A 17,683-nucleotide genomic window follows, 5' to 3' on the forward strand; every position below is an offset into this window, starting at 1 on the left:
AGCCAAGCTAGAGCGCGGCGCTCAGGCGGCGTCGGCGTTCGGGGCGAACCTCACGTCCAGCCTCATGTCGAGAGCCCGCGCGAGACGTTCCAGAACCGGCAGGGTCGGCACGGTGCCGCCCGCCTCGAACCGGGCCACGGCGGACTGGGTCATGCCGGCGGCCCGCGCCAACTGGGTCTGGCTCCAGCCGTTGCGCTCCCGCAGGTGCCGCACCTCCTGCCCGAGCTCGAAGGCAATGCGCGTCGCCTCGTACGCTTCGGCAGCTCCTGGCTCTGCCATCCGGCGGTCGCGCAGGTCGTTCCAGTCGACGCGATCACTCATCGCTCCGCCCCCTCGTTCACGGTGTGCAACTCCGCCACGCATCGCTCAAGTGCTCGCCGGGCTCGTTCTATCTCCCGGTCCTCCCGCATGCGGGTCTTGCGAAACACGGTCAGCAGTATGATCCGCCGGTCGGCGGCTATCCAGTACGTCACCCGGACCGCATCGCGCTCAAGGTAGAAGCGCAACTCCCGCAGCTTGCCGTGGAGCTGTCGAGAATGTGGCTCCCCGAGCAAGACACCCCTGCTCGCAAGCAGGTCGACATAGAACGCGGCTCGCGCAAAGTCTGCGCTCGGTAGCCCCTCCAGCCAGTCTCGGACTTCTGGTTCCAGCTCCACGCTACCCCAGGCCATAGCATCAATGCTATAAGACGAGGTAGTCCGCTCCCGGCTTTCCACCTCGCGTGTCGGGCCAACTCCGGACGCGCCGGGCCTACGCCAGGCCGGCCCGAGCCCGACCCGTAGCCTGCGGCCGTGGATGAGGACGAGTGGTTCCGCCGGCACGGCCTGCGCCCGGCCGACCTCGACCTGGTACGCGAGTTGCTGGCCGAGCTGAGCGGGCAGGGCTGGGAAGCTGACACGCTGCTCATGCGGCTCTGCTGCATCCAACTCTTCAACGCGGGTCTTCTTGATGATGTCCTGCGCGTCTGGGACGCGAAGGAGTCGAGCTTCGACGCGCACTGCTCGATCGACGTGCAGTTGCTCTGCGGTGCCGGCCTGGTCGAGACGAAGACATACCTCGCGGCGCACCCGTCGCCGGAGGCCGCCGACGCGCTGGAGTGGTTGCTGGGCTGCGAGGAGACCGGCGACTTCGAGGGATTCTCCGTCGCCGGCCGGTCCGAGGCGTACGCCCGCCACTACCGGGCCTGACTCCCAGGGGTCGTCACGCCGACGACGCGACCTGCGCAAGTGCCTGCTCAAGGTAGGTGTCGACGTCCGTCGCGTGGTAGACCCGCTCACTCTCCTCGATCCCGTCCAGGAACATCGCGTACACCGCCGCCATCCGCAGCGCCGCGACCGGCCGCAGCAGTTCCACGGCCCGTTCCGGCTCGCACCCGGGCGCCTCGAACCGCCACCGCGCGCACCACTCAGAGAGCACCGGAGCGGCGGCAACGTCTGGAAGCCCCTCGACCAGCCGCAGCACGTCGAACGCCGGGTGCCCCACGAACGCGTCCCCCCAGTCGATCACCACGTGCCGGCCGGCGTCGGCGCGCACATTGCCGGGGTGCAGGTCCCCGTGCACGAGCGTCTCCGGCAGCCCGCACCCGCGTACCTCGTCGAGCCGCGCCGCCAGCCCCGCCAGCAGGAATTCCACGGCGGAGGAACCGGCCAGCCGGGAACGGATCCAGCCCGGCAGGGCGGGGCCGCGCAGGTCGGGCACGCCCGCCGCGACCAGTTCCGCCACGTCCGGGACGGACCGTACCTGCACCGGGTGGTAGTCGGCGGCCATCGCCAGCCGCTCCTCGACGGGCGCCCCGTAGCGGTCCTCCCCAGGCACGTGGTCGAGCAGCATCCGGCCGTCGCCGTCGTCGGCGAGCAGCGTCGGCGTCTTCCCCGGCACGGCGCGGCCGAGCCAGCGCAGCACGGCGGCCTCGTGCCGGAAGAACACCGGCACCTGCTTCAGCCAGGCCGTGCCGCCAGGGCCGTCGAGCCGCCAGATCGCCGACAGGTTCCAGGTGCGCTGCTGGGTGATCGTCTCCGCCGGCCGGCCGAGCCGCCGCAGCTCCCCCGTCGCCCAGGCGAGGCTGCGCGCCGGGCCGCCGGGCTCGGCGTAGGCGGCGCGCAGCGGGTCCGCCGACAGGTCGACCTCCGCCGGGACGAGCGGCGTCGCGGGCAGCTCGTCGACCTGTCCGAGGTACGTCACCGCGCCGCCCGCCGGCTGCGGCCTGGCACTGCCGCCCGCCGGCTGCGGCCGGGCACCGGTCAGCAGGCGGAGCACGGCCACCTCGATGCCGTACCGCCGGCGGGCCTCGGCCACGACCGGGGCGACCTCCTGCCACCAGGGCGACGGCACGTCGAACGGCGGTAGTGCGCCCAGCGGGGCGCCGGCGGCATCGACCAGGACGAGGGTCACGGAGCGGGGCACGCCGGCACGCTACCGGCGACCCGTGAACCTCGGCGACCGGTTAAGCCGGTTCCGGAAGGACCGCCGGTCAGCGCGGCCAGTGGCCGGAAGCACCGCCAGTCAGCGCAAGAGGGTGGCCGGGAGCACCGCCGGTCAGCGGGAGAGGGTGGCGACGATCTCGGCGTACCCGCGCTGGCGGGCGTGCTCCAGCGCGTCGACGCCGTCCCGGTCGGGCTGCTGGACGCGCGCGCCGGCGGCCACGAGGATCTCCGCGATCTGCTGGTACGGCCTGCTGCCGTCGCCGAGGATCACGCACTCCAGCAGGGCGGTCCAGCCGAGGTTGTTGACGTGGTTGACGTCGATGCCGGTGTGGACGACCCGTCGGACGTAGTCGACGTGGCCACGTTCGCTGGCGGGGATGACGGAGATGCCGCCGTACCGGTTCACGATCGTCAGGTCCGGCCCGGCGGGCAGCAGCACCTCCAGCATCGCGACGCTGCCGGTCACGCCGGTCACCAGCCACGGGGTGTCGTGCTGGTCGTCGAGCGCGTCCGGGTCCGCGCCCGCCTCGACCAGCACCCGGGCGGCCTCGACATGGTCGTTCGCGGCGGCCAGCAGCAGCGGCGTACGCCGTCGGGCGTCGCGGGCCTCGATGTCGGCGCCGGCGGCCAGCGCCTCGCGTACCGTCTTCGGGTCGCCGGCGCTCGCGGCGGCGAGCAGGTCCTGGTCCGCGGATGTGGTCACGGTGGCCTCCGGGGTGGGTGTGGTCTCGTGCCGCGTGCATCCGGCCGTCGCGAGGGTGAGGGCGAGGGCGAGCAGGGCGCGGCGTCTCACAGTCGGATCAGCTTCCGTCAGATGATCTTGACAAGGTCCAGCGTAGTCGCACGGCGGCGCCGAGGCGCCCGGTCTACGCGACACCGTGATGGTCTCCTGACTCACGCCGACCGTCATCCGGGACGCCGCGCATGGTCATGACATCGACCACTACGGTAGGTCGGGACACGACGACGGGAGCGTGAGTCCTGGGTGTTGCGCATCAGCGTGCTCGGTCCGGTGCAGGTGTCCGACGGCGACCGGCCCGTACGGCTGGGGCCGAAGCTGGTGGAGCTGCTCGCGATCCTCCTGGTCGAGGCGGGTTCGGCGGTGCCGGCGTCCCGGGTCGTCGAGCTGATGTGGGGCGCGACGTCACCGGCGGGCGCCCGGGCGACGCTCCGGAGTCACGTGTCCCACCTGCGCCGGGCGCTACGGACCGGGGGCGAGCCGGTGGTGCGGACGGTCGGATCGGGAAGTGGTGTCGCGTACCGCCTCGACCTGCCGGACGACGCCGTCGACGCGCACCGCTTCGAGCGTTGGTGCGCGGAGGGCCGCCAGCTCGTCTCGGCCGGCGAGAACGACCTGACCGCGCGGGGCGTGGCGCGGCTCCAGGGCGCGCTGGCACTGTGGCGTGGCCCGGCCTTCGCCGACGTGGCCGACCGTCCGTTCGTGCGGCCGAGGGTCGCGCGGCTGGAGGCGGTACGCCGGGCGGCGCGACGTGACTGCGCGGAAGGGCTCGCCGCGCTCGGGCGGTACGCCGAGGCGGTCACCCAGCTCTCCGGGGCCCTCCTCGACGACCCGTACGACGAGGGGGTGCGCCGGTTGCTCGCGCTGGCGCTCTACGCCGAGCAGCGGGTCGACGAGGCGGCCGAGGTGTGTCGGGAGGGCCTCGTGCTGCTGGGGGAACGGGGGCTCGACGCGCCGGAGTTGCAGGCCCTCCAGCGGGACATCCTCCGTCGCCGGGTGCCGTCGCCGCGCGGGCCGGCGGAGCACGTGAAGCCGGCCCTGCCGTGCCTGCTGCCGCCCGACCCACCGCAGTTCGTCGGCCGCGCCGGGGAACTCGCCGCGGCCCGGCGGCTCCTGCTCGCCGCACCGGACGGTTCCCCGACCGTCCTGGTCAGCGGGCTGGCCGGCGTGGGCAAGACCCTTTTCGCGGCACGCCTGGCTCACAGCGTGCGCGACGACTTCCCGGACGGCCAGTTGTACGTGGACATGCGCGGCTACGACCCGGTGGGCACGCCGACCGACCCGGGCGAGGCGGTGCGCGGCTTCCTCGACGCGCTCGCCGTGCCGCCCGACCGGGTGCCGGCGACCCTGGAGGCACAGACCGGGCTCTACCGCAGCCTGCTCGCCGGCCGGCGGATCCTCGTCGTGGTCGACAACGTCCGCGAGGTGGAGCAGGCCCGCCCGCTGCTGCCGGGTGCGGCCGGCTGCGCCACGGTGGTGGTCAGCCGCAACCAGCTTTCCGGCCTGGTGGTCGCCGAGGGCGCTCGGCCGCTGCGGCTCGACCCGCTCACCACGGGTGAGTCCCGCGAGCTGCTCGGCCGCCGGGTGGGCATGGCACGGCTGGCCGGCGAGGCGGCGACGGTCGAGCAGATCATCGACGCGTGCGGGCGCCTGCCGCTGGCGTTGGCCATCGTGGCGGCCCGCGCGGCGAGCCATCCCGAGTTCGCCCTGGACGCGCTCGCCGGGGAGTTGCGCACGGGTGGTGGCGGCCTCGACGCGTTCGCCGTGGGCGACACCGACGTCCGGGCGGTCTTCTCGTGGTCGTACCACGCGCTGTCGCCGCCGTCGGCCCGGCTGTTCCGGCTGTTGGCGCTGCACCCCGGCCCGGACGTCACGGTCGAGGCCGCGGCCAGCCTCGCCGGGTCGCCCGTCGAGGCGGTACGGGTGGCGGTGCGGGACCTGGCGGCGGCGCACCTGGTCGTCGAGCACGTCCCGGGCCGGTACGCGCTGCACGACCTGCTGCGCGCGTACGCCGACGAGCTGACCCCGGCCGGCGACGGTGAGCGGCCCTCGGCGCTGCGCCGGGTGCTGGACCACTGCCTGCACACGGCGGTGGGTGCCGACCGGCTGCTCTGGCCGCACCGGGATCCGCTGGAACCGCCCGCGGCCGGCGCGGGCGTACGGCCGGAGGTGTTCGCGGACCGGGAGGCGGCCCTGGGGTGGTTCACCGCCGAGCATCGGGTGCTGCTCGCCGCGCTGGACCGGGCCGAACGCTCCGGCCTGGACGGGCATGTGTGGCGGCTCGCCTGGGCCTCGGCCAACTTCTTCGCCCGCCGGGGTCACTGGCTGGACTGGGTGCGGGTCGGGGAGTCCTCGGTGGCCGCGGCGCGGCGGCAGGGCGACCGGGCGGCCGAGGCGGAGGCGTACCGGATTCTGGGCGGCGCCCACGTGCGGTTGCGCGACTTCGACGCGGCGCGGGAGCACTACGGGCGGGCGCTGGACCTGTTCGGCCGGCTCGGTGACCTCGTGGGGCAGGGGTTCACCTGCCGCAGCCTCGGCTGGCTGTGCGAGCAGCGGGGCGACATCGGCGACGCGCTGCGGCACGACCTGCGGGCGCTGGAGCTGTTCCGGCGCTCCGGTCACGAGCGGGGGGTGGCCAACACGCACAACTCGGTGGGCTGGTGCCACGCGCTGCTCGGCGACCACAGGCAGGCGATCGAGCACTGCCGTCGCTCGCTGGCGCTGCTGGACCGTCTCGACGATCCGGTCGGCATGGCGGGGGCCCTGGACAGCCTCGGGTACACCTACCGCCAGGTCGACCTCCGCGAGGCGCTGGCCTGTTACCAGCGGGCCCTCGGGCTCTACCGGGGGCTCGGCGACCGGATGAACGAGGCGGTCACCCTGCGCAACCTGGGCGAGGCCCAGCACGGTGGGGGCGACCTCGGCGCCGCCCGGGAGTCGTGGCGGCAGGCGCTGGACATCTTCACCGGCCTCGACCATCCGGACGCCGAGCAGGTCCGCGCGCTGCTGGAGGAGACGGCCGCGCCGTGAGCCCCGGGGGCTGGCCCGGTCGGGCCAGCCCCCGGATCGCGAGGTGCTCAGCCGGCGTCCTCGCCGTCGATGGTGGATCCGGCGTTGGCCGGCGGCTGGTAGGGCAGGCAGGTGCTGTGGTGCTGCTCGAAGCGCTGTTGGAACGGCGCGGCGAGCGGGTGGTTGCGCAGCGCCAGGATGTTCTCGTCGTTCTGCCGCAGCGCCCGGTAGGTGAGGTTGTGGCTGCCCGTGTAGAGCGTCGACTGACCGCCCCGACGGATGATCATGAACTTCTCGTGCATCGGGATGCCACCGGCGTCGGTGTAGCCGCACAGGTGGACCGGCATCGCACGGGCGAGATCCACCAGCGCCTTCATCGGCGGTCCGGCGTCGTGCGGCCGGCCCGAGGTGGCGCCGGTGACGATCCGGACCTGGCAGCCCCGGCTCCGCGCGGCCTTCAGCTCCTTCACCACGGCCGCCCGCTGGATCCGGAAGTTCGCCAGGTCGATGCGGGTCCCTCCGGAGCAGTTGGTCGACTTCAACAGGCTGACGATCGGGTCGTTGCTCGCGCTGCCCGGCGTCCGCCCGGCGGCTTCCCGGCGGGGGAAGGTGTAGACGCGGTGCGTACCCACCGTCGTGGTCCGGCCGTAGTTGGGGCTGGTCCGGCCGGAACTGCCGTACCGCATGAGGTCGTTGAAGTAGCCGAGGTAGGTGTTGTACAGGCCGGCGTGGCTGATGGTCAGGGCGTTCTCGTAGGCCCGGTAGTGGTCGAGGTTCGCCGAGGAGACGTAGAGGACGTTGCGCGCCGTTCCACCGCCCGCCAGTCGCACGCTGGAGATGGTCATGAACTTGTCGTGCAGCAGCGGCGGGTTGTTCAGCGGCGCCGCACCCGTACGGGTGCTCACGCAGCCACGGGTGGACTGCCCGTCGGAGCGCCGCTCGCCGCACGTCACGAGCCGGACGTTGGGGATCGACTTGAGCGCCGTGTGGTGGGCGGTCCCGACCTGGCTGCCGTTGATGACGATCCGCACCCGTACGCCCCGGGCGGCGGCACCGCGCAGGGCGTCGACGATCTCCTGCCGGTTGAAGAAGTAGAGGGTGAGGGAGAGCGTCGCCCCAGCCGGGGCGGCGTTGATGAGCCGGCTGACGTGACCGACGAGTCCGCCGTGCATGTCGCTGTCGGTCTTCTGGTTGAACCAGGCGTAGTTCCGCACCTCCGAGGCGGCGATGGGGACCGCCGCCGCGGCGGCTGCCGGAACCTCCCTGGTGGGGTTGGCCGCGCTGGCCGGGGCGATCGGCAGGGACAGCGCCGTCGTCGCGACGACCGCCATGGCGAGGCCGCGTAGCCCCGCACTTCTGGTCATCCGCCGCGCATCTCCCCGGCCTGACTCGCCGGCGACTTCGATGTTCATGATCTTGATTCCTCCCCGTTCTCCTGTCCAGCGGCTGGCCCCCGTCTGTGGTGGCGCCGGTGCCGGTGTCCCAGTTGGAGGAACGCCGCCCGGGCCCCCACGGTCCGGCCGCTGGACGGTGGGTCGGGACAGGTGCGTTGCGGCGCATCCGTCCCGCGTTGCCGTCAACGATCGCGGTGCGGCGTGGAAGCACAGTGGAAGAAGCGTGGAAGCGGGGAAGCGGGGAAGCGGGGAAGCGTCGACCGACGCCCCGCACCGGCGCCGTCCGGGCCTGCGCCTCCTTGCACCGAGGACATAGGATCCTCACCGACGGTGCCGGTCACCTCACGGGGAGACATCATGGTCCAGGGCGCAGCGGCCGACGACGCGCAGCCAGAGCAGCAACCGGGGCACCTTCCGCACGCACCGGCGTTCCCGCCGCCACCTGCGCAGACCGGCCCACCACCGGGTCCGCCGCTGCCGCCCCACCACGCCGCGCCGCCTGTGCCACCGCAGCCCTGGCAGGGGTCCGGGCCGGGGCAGCCGTGGGTGGGCGCGCCGCTGCGCGCCACCACACCCCCGCCGTACCCGGGTTTCCCTGCCCAGCCCCCGCCGCACCCGGGCTTCCCGCCACCGCCACCGCCGCGTCGCAGCCACACCGCGCTCTTCGTCGGCCTCGGTGGCGGTGCCTTCGCGCTGCTGCTGGTCTGCGCGCTGCTCGGCGTCTTCCTGGTCCACACCGTCGGCGACGAGCCCGACACGCCGCCCCTCGACCCGCACGTCGCACGGCAGGTGGCCGCGGCCAACGACCTGGCCGCCGCGGCGGTGACGGTGTCGGGCGTGCCCGGCGCGCGCTACACCGGCTGGTTCACCGGCGACGGCGGTGACCGGATCACCCTCGACGCCCAGGTCACCACCGAGGGCTCGACGCTGGCGCGGCTCGACGTGAACGGTCAGCGGATCCAGGCACTGGACACCGGGGAACGCACCTTCGTCAGGGCCGCCGCCGCCTACTGGCGGGGCATGGGCGTGCGGGCCGACGTCGTCAAGGAGTACGGCCGGCAGTGGGTGCAGGTCGCCGACGACCACTTCGGCTTCGACCTCGGCGACTCGTTGGCACCGTCGACCCTGGCCGAGGTGCTGGCCGGCGACGGCACCACCGACCTGCCGGTCCCCGGCCCGACCACGACGATCGACGGTGTGCCGGTGCAGGTCGTCGACGTGGGCGGGCTGGAGATCCACGTGACCACCACCGAGCCGAGGCAGGTCGTCCGGGTGGCGGCCCGGGCGGACACCGGCCCGCAGGTCACCGGCACCCGCAACGACCACCGGTCGGGCCGCGTACGGCTGATCACCCGGGGCACGCAGGCCGACGACGAGTTCGAGTTGAACTTCGGGCGACTCACCCCGGAGGAGACCGAGGAGTTCTTCCGCACCCTGACCGCCCGCGTCCAGGAGCTGCGCAACGCGGTCGACTCCCAGGTCAGCTTCACACTCAACGGCGCGATCACGCTCTCCCCCTGCACGGTCAACGGGTGCCGGGCCAACGTGACCCTGTCGAACCGGGTGACGTCGACCTCGCCCTACCTGTCGGTCGACAGACCGGTCACCGCGTCCATCACCACCTCGATGACGCTGGACGGCCGCCCGGTCGCCACCTGCACCACGACGAAGAGCATGCGGCCCAACGGCAGCGTCACCACTTCCTGTTTCGCCCGCTACCGCATCCCGCCGTCACGCAACCCCAAAGTCCACACGGTCCGCGCGCAGGCCTCGACGGTCGCCCGGGCGGTCGTCCAGGCCGACATCAAGGCGCTCGCCGACGACCTGGCCAGGGAACTCATCCGCAACCGGCGGCTTCGGGCCACACCCACGCCCGCTCCGGCCGGCACGGCGCCGAACGCCCCGACAGCCACCGCCAGGCCCCAGGCCACCCGCAGCGCGATGGTCTTCCCCACCGCGACCTCGCCCAGCCTGACGCCCGCCCAGCAGCAGGCGAAGGCCCGGGTGGAGCAGCTCGCGAAACAGGCCTGCCGGGAGGTCGCCCGGCAGCCCCACCACACGGCCGCCACGTGGGGTACGGCCGTGCACAGCCGGCTCGCCGAGCTGATCGAGGCCGAGGGCGGCAACCTGCACAGCGAGGTCTCCTACCTGCGGGGCCGCCTCGCGCCGATGCGCTACAACCCCTACTTCGGGCGCAAGGTCTGGCCCGCCGGCAGTGCGCGTGCCGACGTCGTGGTGGGCGCCGACCCGCTGAAGCCCGAGTTCTTCCTCGATCTCAAGACGGGCGATGAGGGACTCAAACAGGACTGGTACGACAAGCTTCACCGCAACCTGCCGGCGCAGTACCGCAACAGGCAGCTACCGGTGTTCGAGGTACGGTGCTGACCGATGGACACGCAGGTGTGGATCGAGACGCTGCGGCGCCACGTGATCCCGGCACTGGGCGACGGGTGGGAGCTGGCCGGCGACTCGCTCGTCCGCGTACCGGTCGGCTGGACGGCCGCGCGGGTCGTGCCGCAGCCCTCGGCGCACGGGCCGGCGTTCTTCCTGCACGCGCAGGTGCAGCTGCTGGCCGAGCCAGAGCCGGAGAGTTACACCTGTGGGTTCCGGCTGGGCCGCTGGGAGGCGCCAGGCACGCTGGCCGGCTACGGGCCGATCGCCACGCAGGTGGTGGACACGATCGTCTCGCGCGCCGTGCCGTTCTTCGACCGGTACGGGACGCTCGACGGTTACCTGTCGCACCTGCGGGAACGGTTGGCCGACCTCGACCCGGGGCAGGAGTGGATCGACGTCCTGCTCGACGAGGAGCTGGCGTACACCAGTCTGCTGCTGGGTGACCTGCCGGCCGCCGAGGTGGCCGCCGGGTACGCCGAGCGGGCCGCCGAGCAGAACCGTCATGACCCGCAGCCCCTGGACTGGGTCGAGGAGGCCGCCGGGCGGGTGGCCACGGTGATCGCGGCGGCGCGCCGCGACCCCGACGAGGCACGGGAGATCCTCGCCGGTCACGCCCGGGCGAACGCCGGGGAACTGTGGCTGACCGGCGCGGCGACGCCGGATCTGAGCCGGTAGCCACGCCACCTCTACCACCGGGCCTGACCCGCCGGACCGGGCTGCGACGGCGGTCAGGGCCGGCGGGTGCGGGCCAGGGTGCCGACGACGGCGAGGGACGCGACCGCCGCCCCGGCGACCACCACGGCCATCGGGACGGCGCTGCCCTCGCCGCCCAGCCCGACCAGCGGCGCGGCCATCGCACCCACCAGCGACTGGATCGTGCCGAGCAGGGCGGCGGCCGTACCGGCGTGGGCGGGATGCCGGTCCAGGGCGAGCGCGGTGCCGTTCGGCATCACCATGCCGAGCGACCCGACGAAGACGAACAACGCCACCGCCACCAGTGGCAGGCTGCCGAGCAGCGCGCCCGCGAGCAGGGCGGCGGCGGCCAGCACCCCGACACCCAGCGGCCACAACAGCAGTTGGCGGGGCTCGAAGCGGTCCAGCAGGCGGGCGTTGAGCTGGCCGGCGGCGACCAGGGCGAGCGCGTTGACGCCGAAGATGAGGCTGAACGCGCCGGCCGAGACACCGAAGACGTCCTGGAAGACGAAGGACGACCCGGAGATGTAGGCGAACAGCGCGGCGAAGGCGAGGCCCTGCGCCAACGCGTACCCCAGGAAGATCCGGTCGGTGAGGAGCAAGCGGCCGGCGGCGGCCGTGGCGGAGAGGCCGCCGGTGCTGCGCCGCGAGGCGGGCAGCGTCTCCGGCAGCCGCCACGCGACGGCGGCGGCGAGCAGCGCGCCGATCACCGCGAGGGCGACGAAGACGGCACGCCAGTCGCCGAAGCGCAGCACCAGGCTGCCGAAGGCGGGCGCGACCATCGGGGCGATGCCGAAGACCAGGGTGAGCCGGGAGAAGTACTTCGCGGCCTCCCGGCCGGCGTATAGGTCGCGGACGACGGCGCGGGCGACGACCACGCCCATGCCGCCGGCGAAGCCCTGCGCGAGCCGCGCGGCGGCCAGGGTCTCGGCCGACGGCACGGCCGCGCAGAGCAACGACAACAGGGTGTACGCGCACACGCCCACCAGCACGGGCCGGCGCCGCCCGAAGCGGTCGCTGAGCGGGCCGGTGACGAACTGGCCGAGGGCCATGCCGATGAGGCAGGTGGTCAGCGAGAGCTGGATCTGCGCCTGGCTGGCGGACAGGTCACGGGTCATCTCCGGGAACGCCGGCAGGTAGGTGTCCAGGGAGAGCGGCCCGAACGCGGTGAGCGTGCCGAGCAGCGCCAGCAGCACGATGGCGGCCCGCCCGGTGGGCGCGGCGACGCGCTCGTCCGCTTGCACGGGCGGCGCGGTGGCGTGCGGCATGGTGGTCCCCTCACTGACGGCTCGGCCCGGTTACGATAGCTCTGACTACAGAGCTATCGCGCCGACGGAAGGCCTGACTGTGACGGACGAGACGGTCGACCAGCTCGGCGGGGCACTCGGCGACCTGCACCGGCTGCTACGCCGGGCTGCCACCCAGCGGGTCGGTCGCACCGCCCTGCCGGACGCCCAGGTGGAGGTGCTGCGACTGGTGCAGCGGTGGCCGGGAATCGGCGTCCGCGAGGCCGCCGAGCGGCTCGGCACCGCGCCGAACACGATCAGCACCCTCGTCGGCGAGCTGACCGCCGCCGGCCTGCTGCACCGGGAGCGGGACCCGGCCGACCGGCGCACCGTCCGGCTGGAGCTGACCGACGCGGCCCGGGAGCGGATGGCCGCGTACGGGCGGCACCGGTGCGACCTGCTCGGCGCCGCGCTGGCCGGGCTGGACGACCCGGACCGGGCGGCGCTGCTCGCCGCCGCCCCCGCGCTGCGTCGCCTCGCCGACCGGATGGCAGGCCACGGCTGAGCCGCTGGCATGTCGGGCCTCGGCGTTACGGTGACGGCGAACGGTCGAGTCTGGAGCGGCTCGGCTGGCACGGCCAGGAGATCGAGGAGACCGTCTTCTTCCAGGCCGGCTCACTCACCGTCCCCGATCTCACCCCGCCGCAGTGACGTGCCGCCGTCAGGCGGTCGCCCGGCGGGGATACGCGTCGGCCTCCCGCGCCCACTGCTCCGCGGCCAGGAAGAGAGCGTCGGCGGAGACGGTGAGCGTCAGCGGGTAGACGGCGGTGAGCGGCCGACGCGGCAGCCACGGCGGCAGCGACTCGTATGAGAACTCGACGGTCAGCGCCAGCCGGCGGCGCCGCAGCACCCGGGCGCGGAAGGCCAGGTTGGGCTCGGTGAAGCGCACCACCGCCGAGGCCGCCGCCGGGTCGCCGGTCGTCTCGGCCTGCTGCCGCAGCCAGCCCGCCAGCGCGTACGCCTCGGACACCGTCAGGCAGGGTGTGAAGTGCGACCAGGCCTGCCCGTCGGCGGTGCGGGCGTCAGTCTCGACGAGCAGCCAGTCGTCCCACTCCGCCGCCTCGTCCGGGTCGTCGGGCGGCTCGACCCCGGGCTGGTAGCCCACCGGCCGGATCCTCACCCGGGCGCCGTCGTCGGAGCGGATCTCCATGCCCCCATCATGACCGATCCGGACGCGCTGGCGGAGGCATCCAAGCAGCTCAGGGCGTTGCGACGGCCGGTCAGCGCACCGGGTCGTGGGTGCCGCGCGGCACGTCGGAGCGGCAGCGGCGCAGCCGGTCGGCGGCCAACCGCCCGCCGACGGCCAGCCCGTACCGCTCCACGGCGGCCAGCCCGTACGCGCTGCACGTCGGGGTGTAGCGGCACTGCCCCGGCCAGCGGTGCGACAGCCAACGCCGGTAGCCGAGAATCGCGGCCCGCCCGGCCCGGTCCGCCAGCGGCGCCCGCCCGGCGGCGGCGCTCAGCGGCGTCGAGGCCCGACCGGGTGCCACGAGCCGGGCGAGCAGCGCCCCCAGAGTGAGCAGTGTCGAGAAGAGCCCCAGCTCACAGCAGGGCACGTCGCAGTTGCACGCGTCGCAGTTGTCGAAGCGGCTCTTCTTCTTGCGACGCCGGTCGCCCTTCAGGTTGATCACGGAGAACATCATGCGACGGCCGCGCCACCCCCGAAGCCCTGGACGGCGGTCGGGGTGTCCCGCCCACGCGACGGGGCAGGGCGCGGGTCAGTTCCAGACCGTGCGGCGCACCCCGTCGTGCACGGCGCAGGCGTCCCGCCGCCCGCCGGTCAGGCTCACCGAGCCGTCGCGGCACTGCACCAGGTAGCCCCGGCCGGCCCAGAACTCGGGCGCGCAGTCGAACCAGTCGCAGATCTCGACGGCCGGCCTACGGATGCGCTCGCCGCCGCAGAAGTCGTACCCCATCGGGTTGGTGGGGGCGCCGCAGAACCGATCCCGGGCGGGTGTCGGCGAGGGCGTCGCGGTGCCGCGTAGCGGCTTCGACGCGACCGGCGGCACCTTTGCCGGCGCGGCCGGGAGGGCGACCGGCGGGGCGGCCGAGGCATCCGGCGCCGGGGCGGCCGAGGCGCCCGGCGCGGGGGTGGCGGCGACGGCGACCTCGGGGCCGGTCGGGTCGGACGGGTCGGTGTCCAGCAGCGCGGCGGGCACCAGCAGGGCGATGCCGGCGGCGACGGCCACGGTGCGCCGGCCGCCGGGCACGAACGCGAAGGGCCGGGCCTGCGCGGGGGTGGCGATCTGCGGCCGGAACGGCTTGAGCTGCGCGTGCTCGGCGATCACCTCGTCGAGCTGGTCGAGCACCGCGCCGCGCTGCTCGATGGCGTCGGCAAAGGCCAGGGTCAGCTTGAACCGGAAGTCGGCGGCGACATCGGCGGGGAGCATCAGGCCGGAGGTGCGCCGCCGGTCCAGCACCTGCATCAGGGTGACCGGCGCGTGCGGGTCATGGGCCAGACCGGTCATCTTCCCGTACGACCAGTCGCGCCGGCCGCGACCGCCGAGCAGCACCAGCCGGCGGTTGGTGATCACCGCCATGCCCGCGTCGGCGACCCGGATGCCGTCGGGCCTGCGGGGTCGCAGCGGCGCGGTGGCCGGAGTGATCGTCAGGTCGGGCGCGGGCAGCACGGTGGTGTGTCGGACCTCCACCAGCTGCGCGGCCGGAAGCACCCAGAACACCATCTCGTCGGGTGCGAGCTCCACGGGCAGGCCGGCGCCCGCCGCCGCCGAGCCCTGGAACTCCTCGGCGAGAGTACGCAGGCGGCGCAGCTCGTCGTCGCGTCGTCGCCATGCCTGGTCGGCGCTACGGAACTCCCGCCGCCGCCGTTCGTTCTGCCGGTGCACCCACCGGTAACGCCATGTGGAACCCGTCGAATCAGTCTTTGCCACGCCGACTCCTTCGCCGCGCAGGCCACCAACCGGGGTGTCACCGGTGTCAACTGCGGCGGCGTGCGGCAGGGACACGCCGGAACGGGCAAAATGGCCGATCGGCGGACCAAATCGAACGATAGGCGGATTTCATCGCGTCGGTTCACGTCCTCGGGCGTGTCGACGGCCCACGGGGCATGTCCCCACGGCACGTCAGGCGTGTCCAACGGCACGTCGGGGGAGCGGTGGAGATCTTGGTACGAAACGTCCCCTCGGGGGGCCGTTTTTTGCCAAGATCTGGAAGAAGGCCGGCGGGCGGACGCGAGAGTGGGCACCGACGGGGCGTGGCCCGCAACCACCCCACGCCCCGCAATCACGTCGAGGCGCACAACCCCGAACCGCGAAGCCGCGAACGCGGTCGCGCCCGCCCAGTCTCGGTGACCGGACGGGCGCGACGGACGGCGGGTCAGTGGCGGCGGCCCTCCCCCACCCGGTAGGTGCGCAGGTTCGGGTCGGCCTTGATCTGCGCCTCCGTGTACTTCACGGTGTCCCAGCCCTTGCCCGAGTAGAGCCGGGTCTGGTCGCCGTACCAGGGCGAGTTCGGGTTGGCCGACTGGGAGTAGGTCAGGATCTGCCGCCCCGAGGGACCGTTGCGGCCCAACTCCACGGCCATCACGAAGGACGAGCCGTGCACCACCTTCCGGTAGCCGACGCCGGGCGCCAGCGGACTGATGATCATGTTGAACACGCCGGCCTCGGCGCGTCCGCCGTGGATCGGGATACGCCGGTCGCCACGCGGTTCGGTCTGGACGTCGCCCAGGCGCGCGTCGAGCGGGATGCCGGCGAGCTTGCGGACCGCGTCGGCCAACGCGGTGAGCACCCGCGGGTCGGCGGTGTTCAGCCGGTTCGGGGTGTGCACCGGGTCGGCGGCGTCGAACGCGTCGGCGAACCGGACGCCGCCCGACAGGACGAACTCGGTGAACAGGTGCGCGCCCCGGCTGTCCAGGTCCACGCGCAGGTCCCAGCCCCTCAGCGCCGTGCAGGCCCCGCGCAGGTCGACGGTCGTCCCGTCCGAGGCGGTCGCGGTGGGATTCGCCGCGCAGAGCGCCACCAGGTCGTCGCGGAACAACTCGCCGCCGTACGCGCGGTTGCCGAAGACCGTCTGCCAGAGCCGGGACGTGGTGTAACGCCGTCCGGGCAGCCCGTCGGTGCCGGCGAGCCGCTCCCGCACCTGCTCCACGCCGAGCCGGGTACGCAGGCTGCGCTCGGTGCGCTCGGTGCCGATGATCCGCGGGAAGCCCTCCAGCGGCGCCTCCGGGTTGGCCAGCCAGTGGCTGTCGTTGGAGTTGGTCACGTAGTCGGCACGGATCGCCACCGGAAGGTTGGCCGGGCCGAGGATGCCGGGCACCGCCGCGTCCCGGTCGCGGCCCAGCGCGCAGGCCGACCGGGAGCCGTCGAGGACGGCCTGCCCGCTGGCGGCGTAGAGCGGCTGGAACGGCGCGGGAATGCAGGCGGCGGCCAACTCGTCGGTGACCCGGGGCACCACCGAGTGGTCGGCGTAGAGCGCGTCACCACGGGCGTCGGCGGCGATCACGTTCACCCAGGGCAGGAACTGGTACCGGTCGAGAACCTGCTTCAGCTCACGGACCGTCTTCGCCCGGCCCATCTGGAGCCAGCCGTCGAAGGCGCGGTTGTTTGTCGCGTTGACGTCGGTGATCGCGTACGCGGCGGTGGCGGTCCAGTCGAAAGTGCCGGGGACCACGACCACCGGGCCGAAGTGGGTGTCGTGGAAGGTGCGGCTGACCGGCACGGTGCCGCCACCCGGGGCGGGCACCCGGACGGTGACCGTGCGGGTGGTCATCTTCCGGGCCCGGCCGTCGACGTAGTACGAGGTGGGGTCGCCGGGCACCAGCGCGAGGCGGTGCCAGACGAAGCGGCGGGCGGTGGAGACGGTGTGGCTCCAGGCGAGGGTCTGGTTGTGCCCGATCTCGATGATCGGGTCGCCGACCAGCGCCGCGCCCTCCACGTCGTAGCGGCCGGGGACCTTCAGGTGCATCCGGTAGAAGCGTTCCGCCCCCTCCCACGGGAAGTGCGGGTTGGCCAGCACCATCCCGCCGCCGTGCGTGGTGGCCTGTGCGCCCAGCCCGTATGCGTTGCTGCCGACGCCGGCGGGCGCGCCGTCACGGGCCGCGACGACCGCTGCGGCGCCCGGCGCGTCCAGGACGGCGGCCGGGCCGGTGGCCGTGGGCGGAGCGGCGGCGACGATCCCGTCGAGCACCGCCCGGGAGCTGGCCCGCACCATGCTGGCCCAGCTCGTACGCCACATGTCCAGTTCGGTCAGCGGACGCACCCACGGCTTGCCCCGGCAGGCCGGGTCGGTGAGGTTCGCCGCACCGGTGTGGCGCAGGTAGTTGTTGTAGCCGGCGACGAAGCCGCGGATCTGGTCGCGGATCTCGTTCGACGGGGAGTGCACGCCGTCGCGGGGCCCGCGCAGCAGTCGCTCCGCCGTGCCGTCGTCGATCGCCTTGCGGAAGAACAGGTCGCTGCGCACGTTCGCGTCCGTGGGGCTCGTCGCCCCGAAGTAGCGGGACCGCTCGGCGTTGACGGTGACGACCTTCTCCGCGATGACACAGATGTTGTCCTCGGCCTGGACGTGGCCGACGCCGAAGCCGAGGCTGGCGAAGGATCGGGCGGTGATGTGCGGGACGCCGTACGACGCCCGCCGGATCTCCGCCGAGTAGCCGCCGTCACGGTGCTGCGCGGCGGCCGGCGGAACACCGGTGACCACTGTGGTGACGACCGTGGCGAGGGTGGTGACCACCGCACAGATCGGCTTTGGCCTCATCGGGACTTCCTCCCGTCGGGTGGGAATGTG

The 17,683-nt window shown here is 73.6% G+C and carries 16 protein-coding genes; 5 read left to right on the forward strand and 11 right to left on the reverse strand.

Annotated features, from left to right (window positions below; translation table 11 throughout):
- Positions 1 to 21: 21 nt before the first annotated feature.
- Positions 22 to 321, reverse strand: coding sequence for a helix-turn-helix domain-containing protein (locus tag GA0070608_RS04395; protein WP_091622091.1), 300 nt, complete (start codon positions 319 to 321; stop codon positions 22 to 24).
- Complete coding sequence (locus tag GA0070608_RS04400; RefSeq protein ID WP_091622094.1) at positions 318 to 671, reverse strand: type II toxin-antitoxin system RelE/ParE family toxin; 354 nt, start codon at positions 669 to 671, stop codon at positions 318 to 320. The genes GA0070608_RS04395 and GA0070608_RS04400 overlap by 4 nt, the downstream gene beginning before the upstream one ends.
- 120 nt (positions 672 to 791) lie before the next feature.
- Here GA0070608_RS04400 and GA0070608_RS04405 point away from each other — a divergent pair, with 120 nt between their 5' ends.
- The gene (locus GA0070608_RS04405; RefSeq protein ID WP_091622097.1) at positions 792 to 1,187 is read left to right on the forward strand and encodes a hypothetical protein; all 396 of its coding nucleotides are present in this window, start codon (positions 792 to 794) and stop codon (positions 1,185 to 1,187) included.
- Between the two features lie 13 nt (positions 1,188 to 1,200).
- On the opposite strand, the gene GA0070608_RS04410 is transcribed toward GA0070608_RS04405, so the two are convergent.
- Both GA0070608_RS04410 and GA0070608_RS04415 read right to left on the reverse strand, forming a co-directional pair.
- Positions 1,201 to 2,403, reverse strand: a complete 1,203-nt coding sequence (locus GA0070608_RS04410; RefSeq protein WP_091622101.1) for an aminoglycoside phosphotransferase family protein — start codon at positions 2,401 to 2,403, stop codon at positions 1,201 to 1,203.
- Between the two features lie 132 nt (positions 2,404 to 2,535).
- A complete protein-coding gene (locus GA0070608_RS04415; protein ID WP_245715687.1) occupies positions 2,536 to 3,216 on the reverse strand; it encodes an ankyrin repeat domain-containing protein in 681 nt (226 codons plus the stop codon).
- Between the two features lie 192 nt (positions 3,217 to 3,408).
- On the opposite strand from GA0070608_RS04415, the gene GA0070608_RS04420 reads away from it, so the two are divergent.
- Positions 3,409 to 6,192, forward strand: a complete 2,784-nt coding sequence (locus tag GA0070608_RS04420) for an AfsR/SARP family transcriptional regulator (RefSeq protein WP_091622110.1) — start codon at positions 3,409 to 3,411, stop codon at positions 6,190 to 6,192.
- Between the two features lie 47 nt (positions 6,193 to 6,239).
- Here GA0070608_RS04420 and GA0070608_RS04425 read toward each other — a convergent pair whose 3' ends face one another.
- Both GA0070608_RS04425 and GA0070608_RS32985 read right to left on the reverse strand, forming a co-directional pair.
- Positions 6,240 to 7,535 carry a phospholipase D-like domain-containing protein gene (locus GA0070608_RS04425; RefSeq protein WP_176733641.1) on the reverse strand — a complete coding sequence of 432 codons (1,296 nt, stop codon included), beginning with the start codon at positions 7,533 to 7,535 and terminating at the stop codon, positions 6,240 to 6,242.
- A 372-nt stretch (positions 7,536 to 7,907) separates the two neighbouring features.
- Positions 7,908 to 8,054: a hypothetical protein gene (locus GA0070608_RS32985; protein ID WP_218107702.1), complete on the reverse strand. Its 147-nt coding sequence runs from the start codon at positions 8,052 to 8,054 to the stop codon at positions 7,908 to 7,910.
- Between the two features lie 57 nt (positions 8,055 to 8,111).
- Between GA0070608_RS32985 and GA0070608_RS04430 the strand changes: the two genes are divergently transcribed.
- A complete protein-coding gene (locus GA0070608_RS04430; protein ID WP_091622118.1) occupies positions 8,112 to 9,950 on the forward strand; it encodes a hypothetical protein in 1,839 nt (612 codons plus the stop codon).
- A gap of 3 nt (positions 9,951 to 9,953) precedes the next feature.
- Positions 9,954 to 10,634: a hypothetical protein gene (locus tag GA0070608_RS04435; RefSeq protein ID WP_091622122.1), complete on the forward strand. Its 681-nt coding sequence runs from the start codon at positions 9,954 to 9,956 to the stop codon at positions 10,632 to 10,634.
- Positions 10,635 to 10,687: 53 nt separating this feature from the next.
- Here GA0070608_RS04435 and GA0070608_RS04440 read toward each other — a convergent pair whose 3' ends face one another.
- A complete protein-coding gene (locus tag GA0070608_RS04440; protein ID WP_091622126.1) occupies positions 10,688 to 11,920 on the reverse strand; it encodes a multidrug effflux MFS transporter in 1,233 nt (410 codons plus the stop codon).
- Between the two features lie 79 nt (positions 11,921 to 11,999).
- Between GA0070608_RS04440 and GA0070608_RS04445 the strand changes: the two genes are divergently transcribed.
- Positions 12,000 to 12,443, forward strand: coding sequence for a MarR family winged helix-turn-helix transcriptional regulator (locus tag GA0070608_RS04445; protein WP_245715688.1), 444 nt, complete (start codon positions 12,000 to 12,002; stop codon positions 12,441 to 12,443).
- A gap of 156 nt (positions 12,444 to 12,599) precedes the next feature.
- On the opposite strand, the gene GA0070608_RS04450 is transcribed toward GA0070608_RS04445, so the two are convergent.
- The 4 genes from GA0070608_RS04450 to GA0070608_RS04465 all read right to left on the reverse strand — a co-directional run bounded on the left by GA0070608_RS04450 (position 12,600) and on the right by GA0070608_RS04465 (position 17,653).
- Positions 12,600 to 13,088 (reverse strand): WapI family immunity protein, encoded by a 489-nt coding sequence (locus tag GA0070608_RS04450; RefSeq protein WP_091622131.1) that lies wholly within the window; start codon positions 13,086 to 13,088, stop codon positions 12,600 to 12,602.
- A 70-nt stretch (positions 13,089 to 13,158) separates the two neighbouring features.
- The gene (yidD, locus tag GA0070608_RS04455) at positions 13,159 to 13,578 is read right to left on the reverse strand and encodes a membrane protein insertion efficiency factor YidD (protein WP_245716070.1); all 420 of its coding nucleotides are present in this window, start codon (positions 13,576 to 13,578) and stop codon (positions 13,159 to 13,161) included.
- A 78-nt stretch (positions 13,579 to 13,656) separates the two neighbouring features.
- Positions 13,657 to 14,829: a hypothetical protein gene (locus GA0070608_RS04460; RefSeq protein ID WP_091622137.1), complete on the reverse strand. Its 1,173-nt coding sequence runs from the start codon at positions 14,827 to 14,829 to the stop codon at positions 13,657 to 13,659.
- A gap of 445 nt (positions 14,830 to 15,274) precedes the next feature.
- Positions 15,275 to 17,653, reverse strand: coding sequence for an acylase (locus GA0070608_RS04465; protein WP_091622141.1), 2,379 nt, complete (start codon positions 17,651 to 17,653; stop codon positions 15,275 to 15,277).
- Positions 17,654 to 17,683: the final 30 nt, after the last annotated feature.

The sequence above is a fragment of the Micromonospora peucetia genome (assembly GCF_900091625.1).
Lineage (GTDB): Bacteria > Actinomycetota > Actinomycetes > Mycobacteriales > Micromonosporaceae > Micromonospora > Micromonospora peucetia.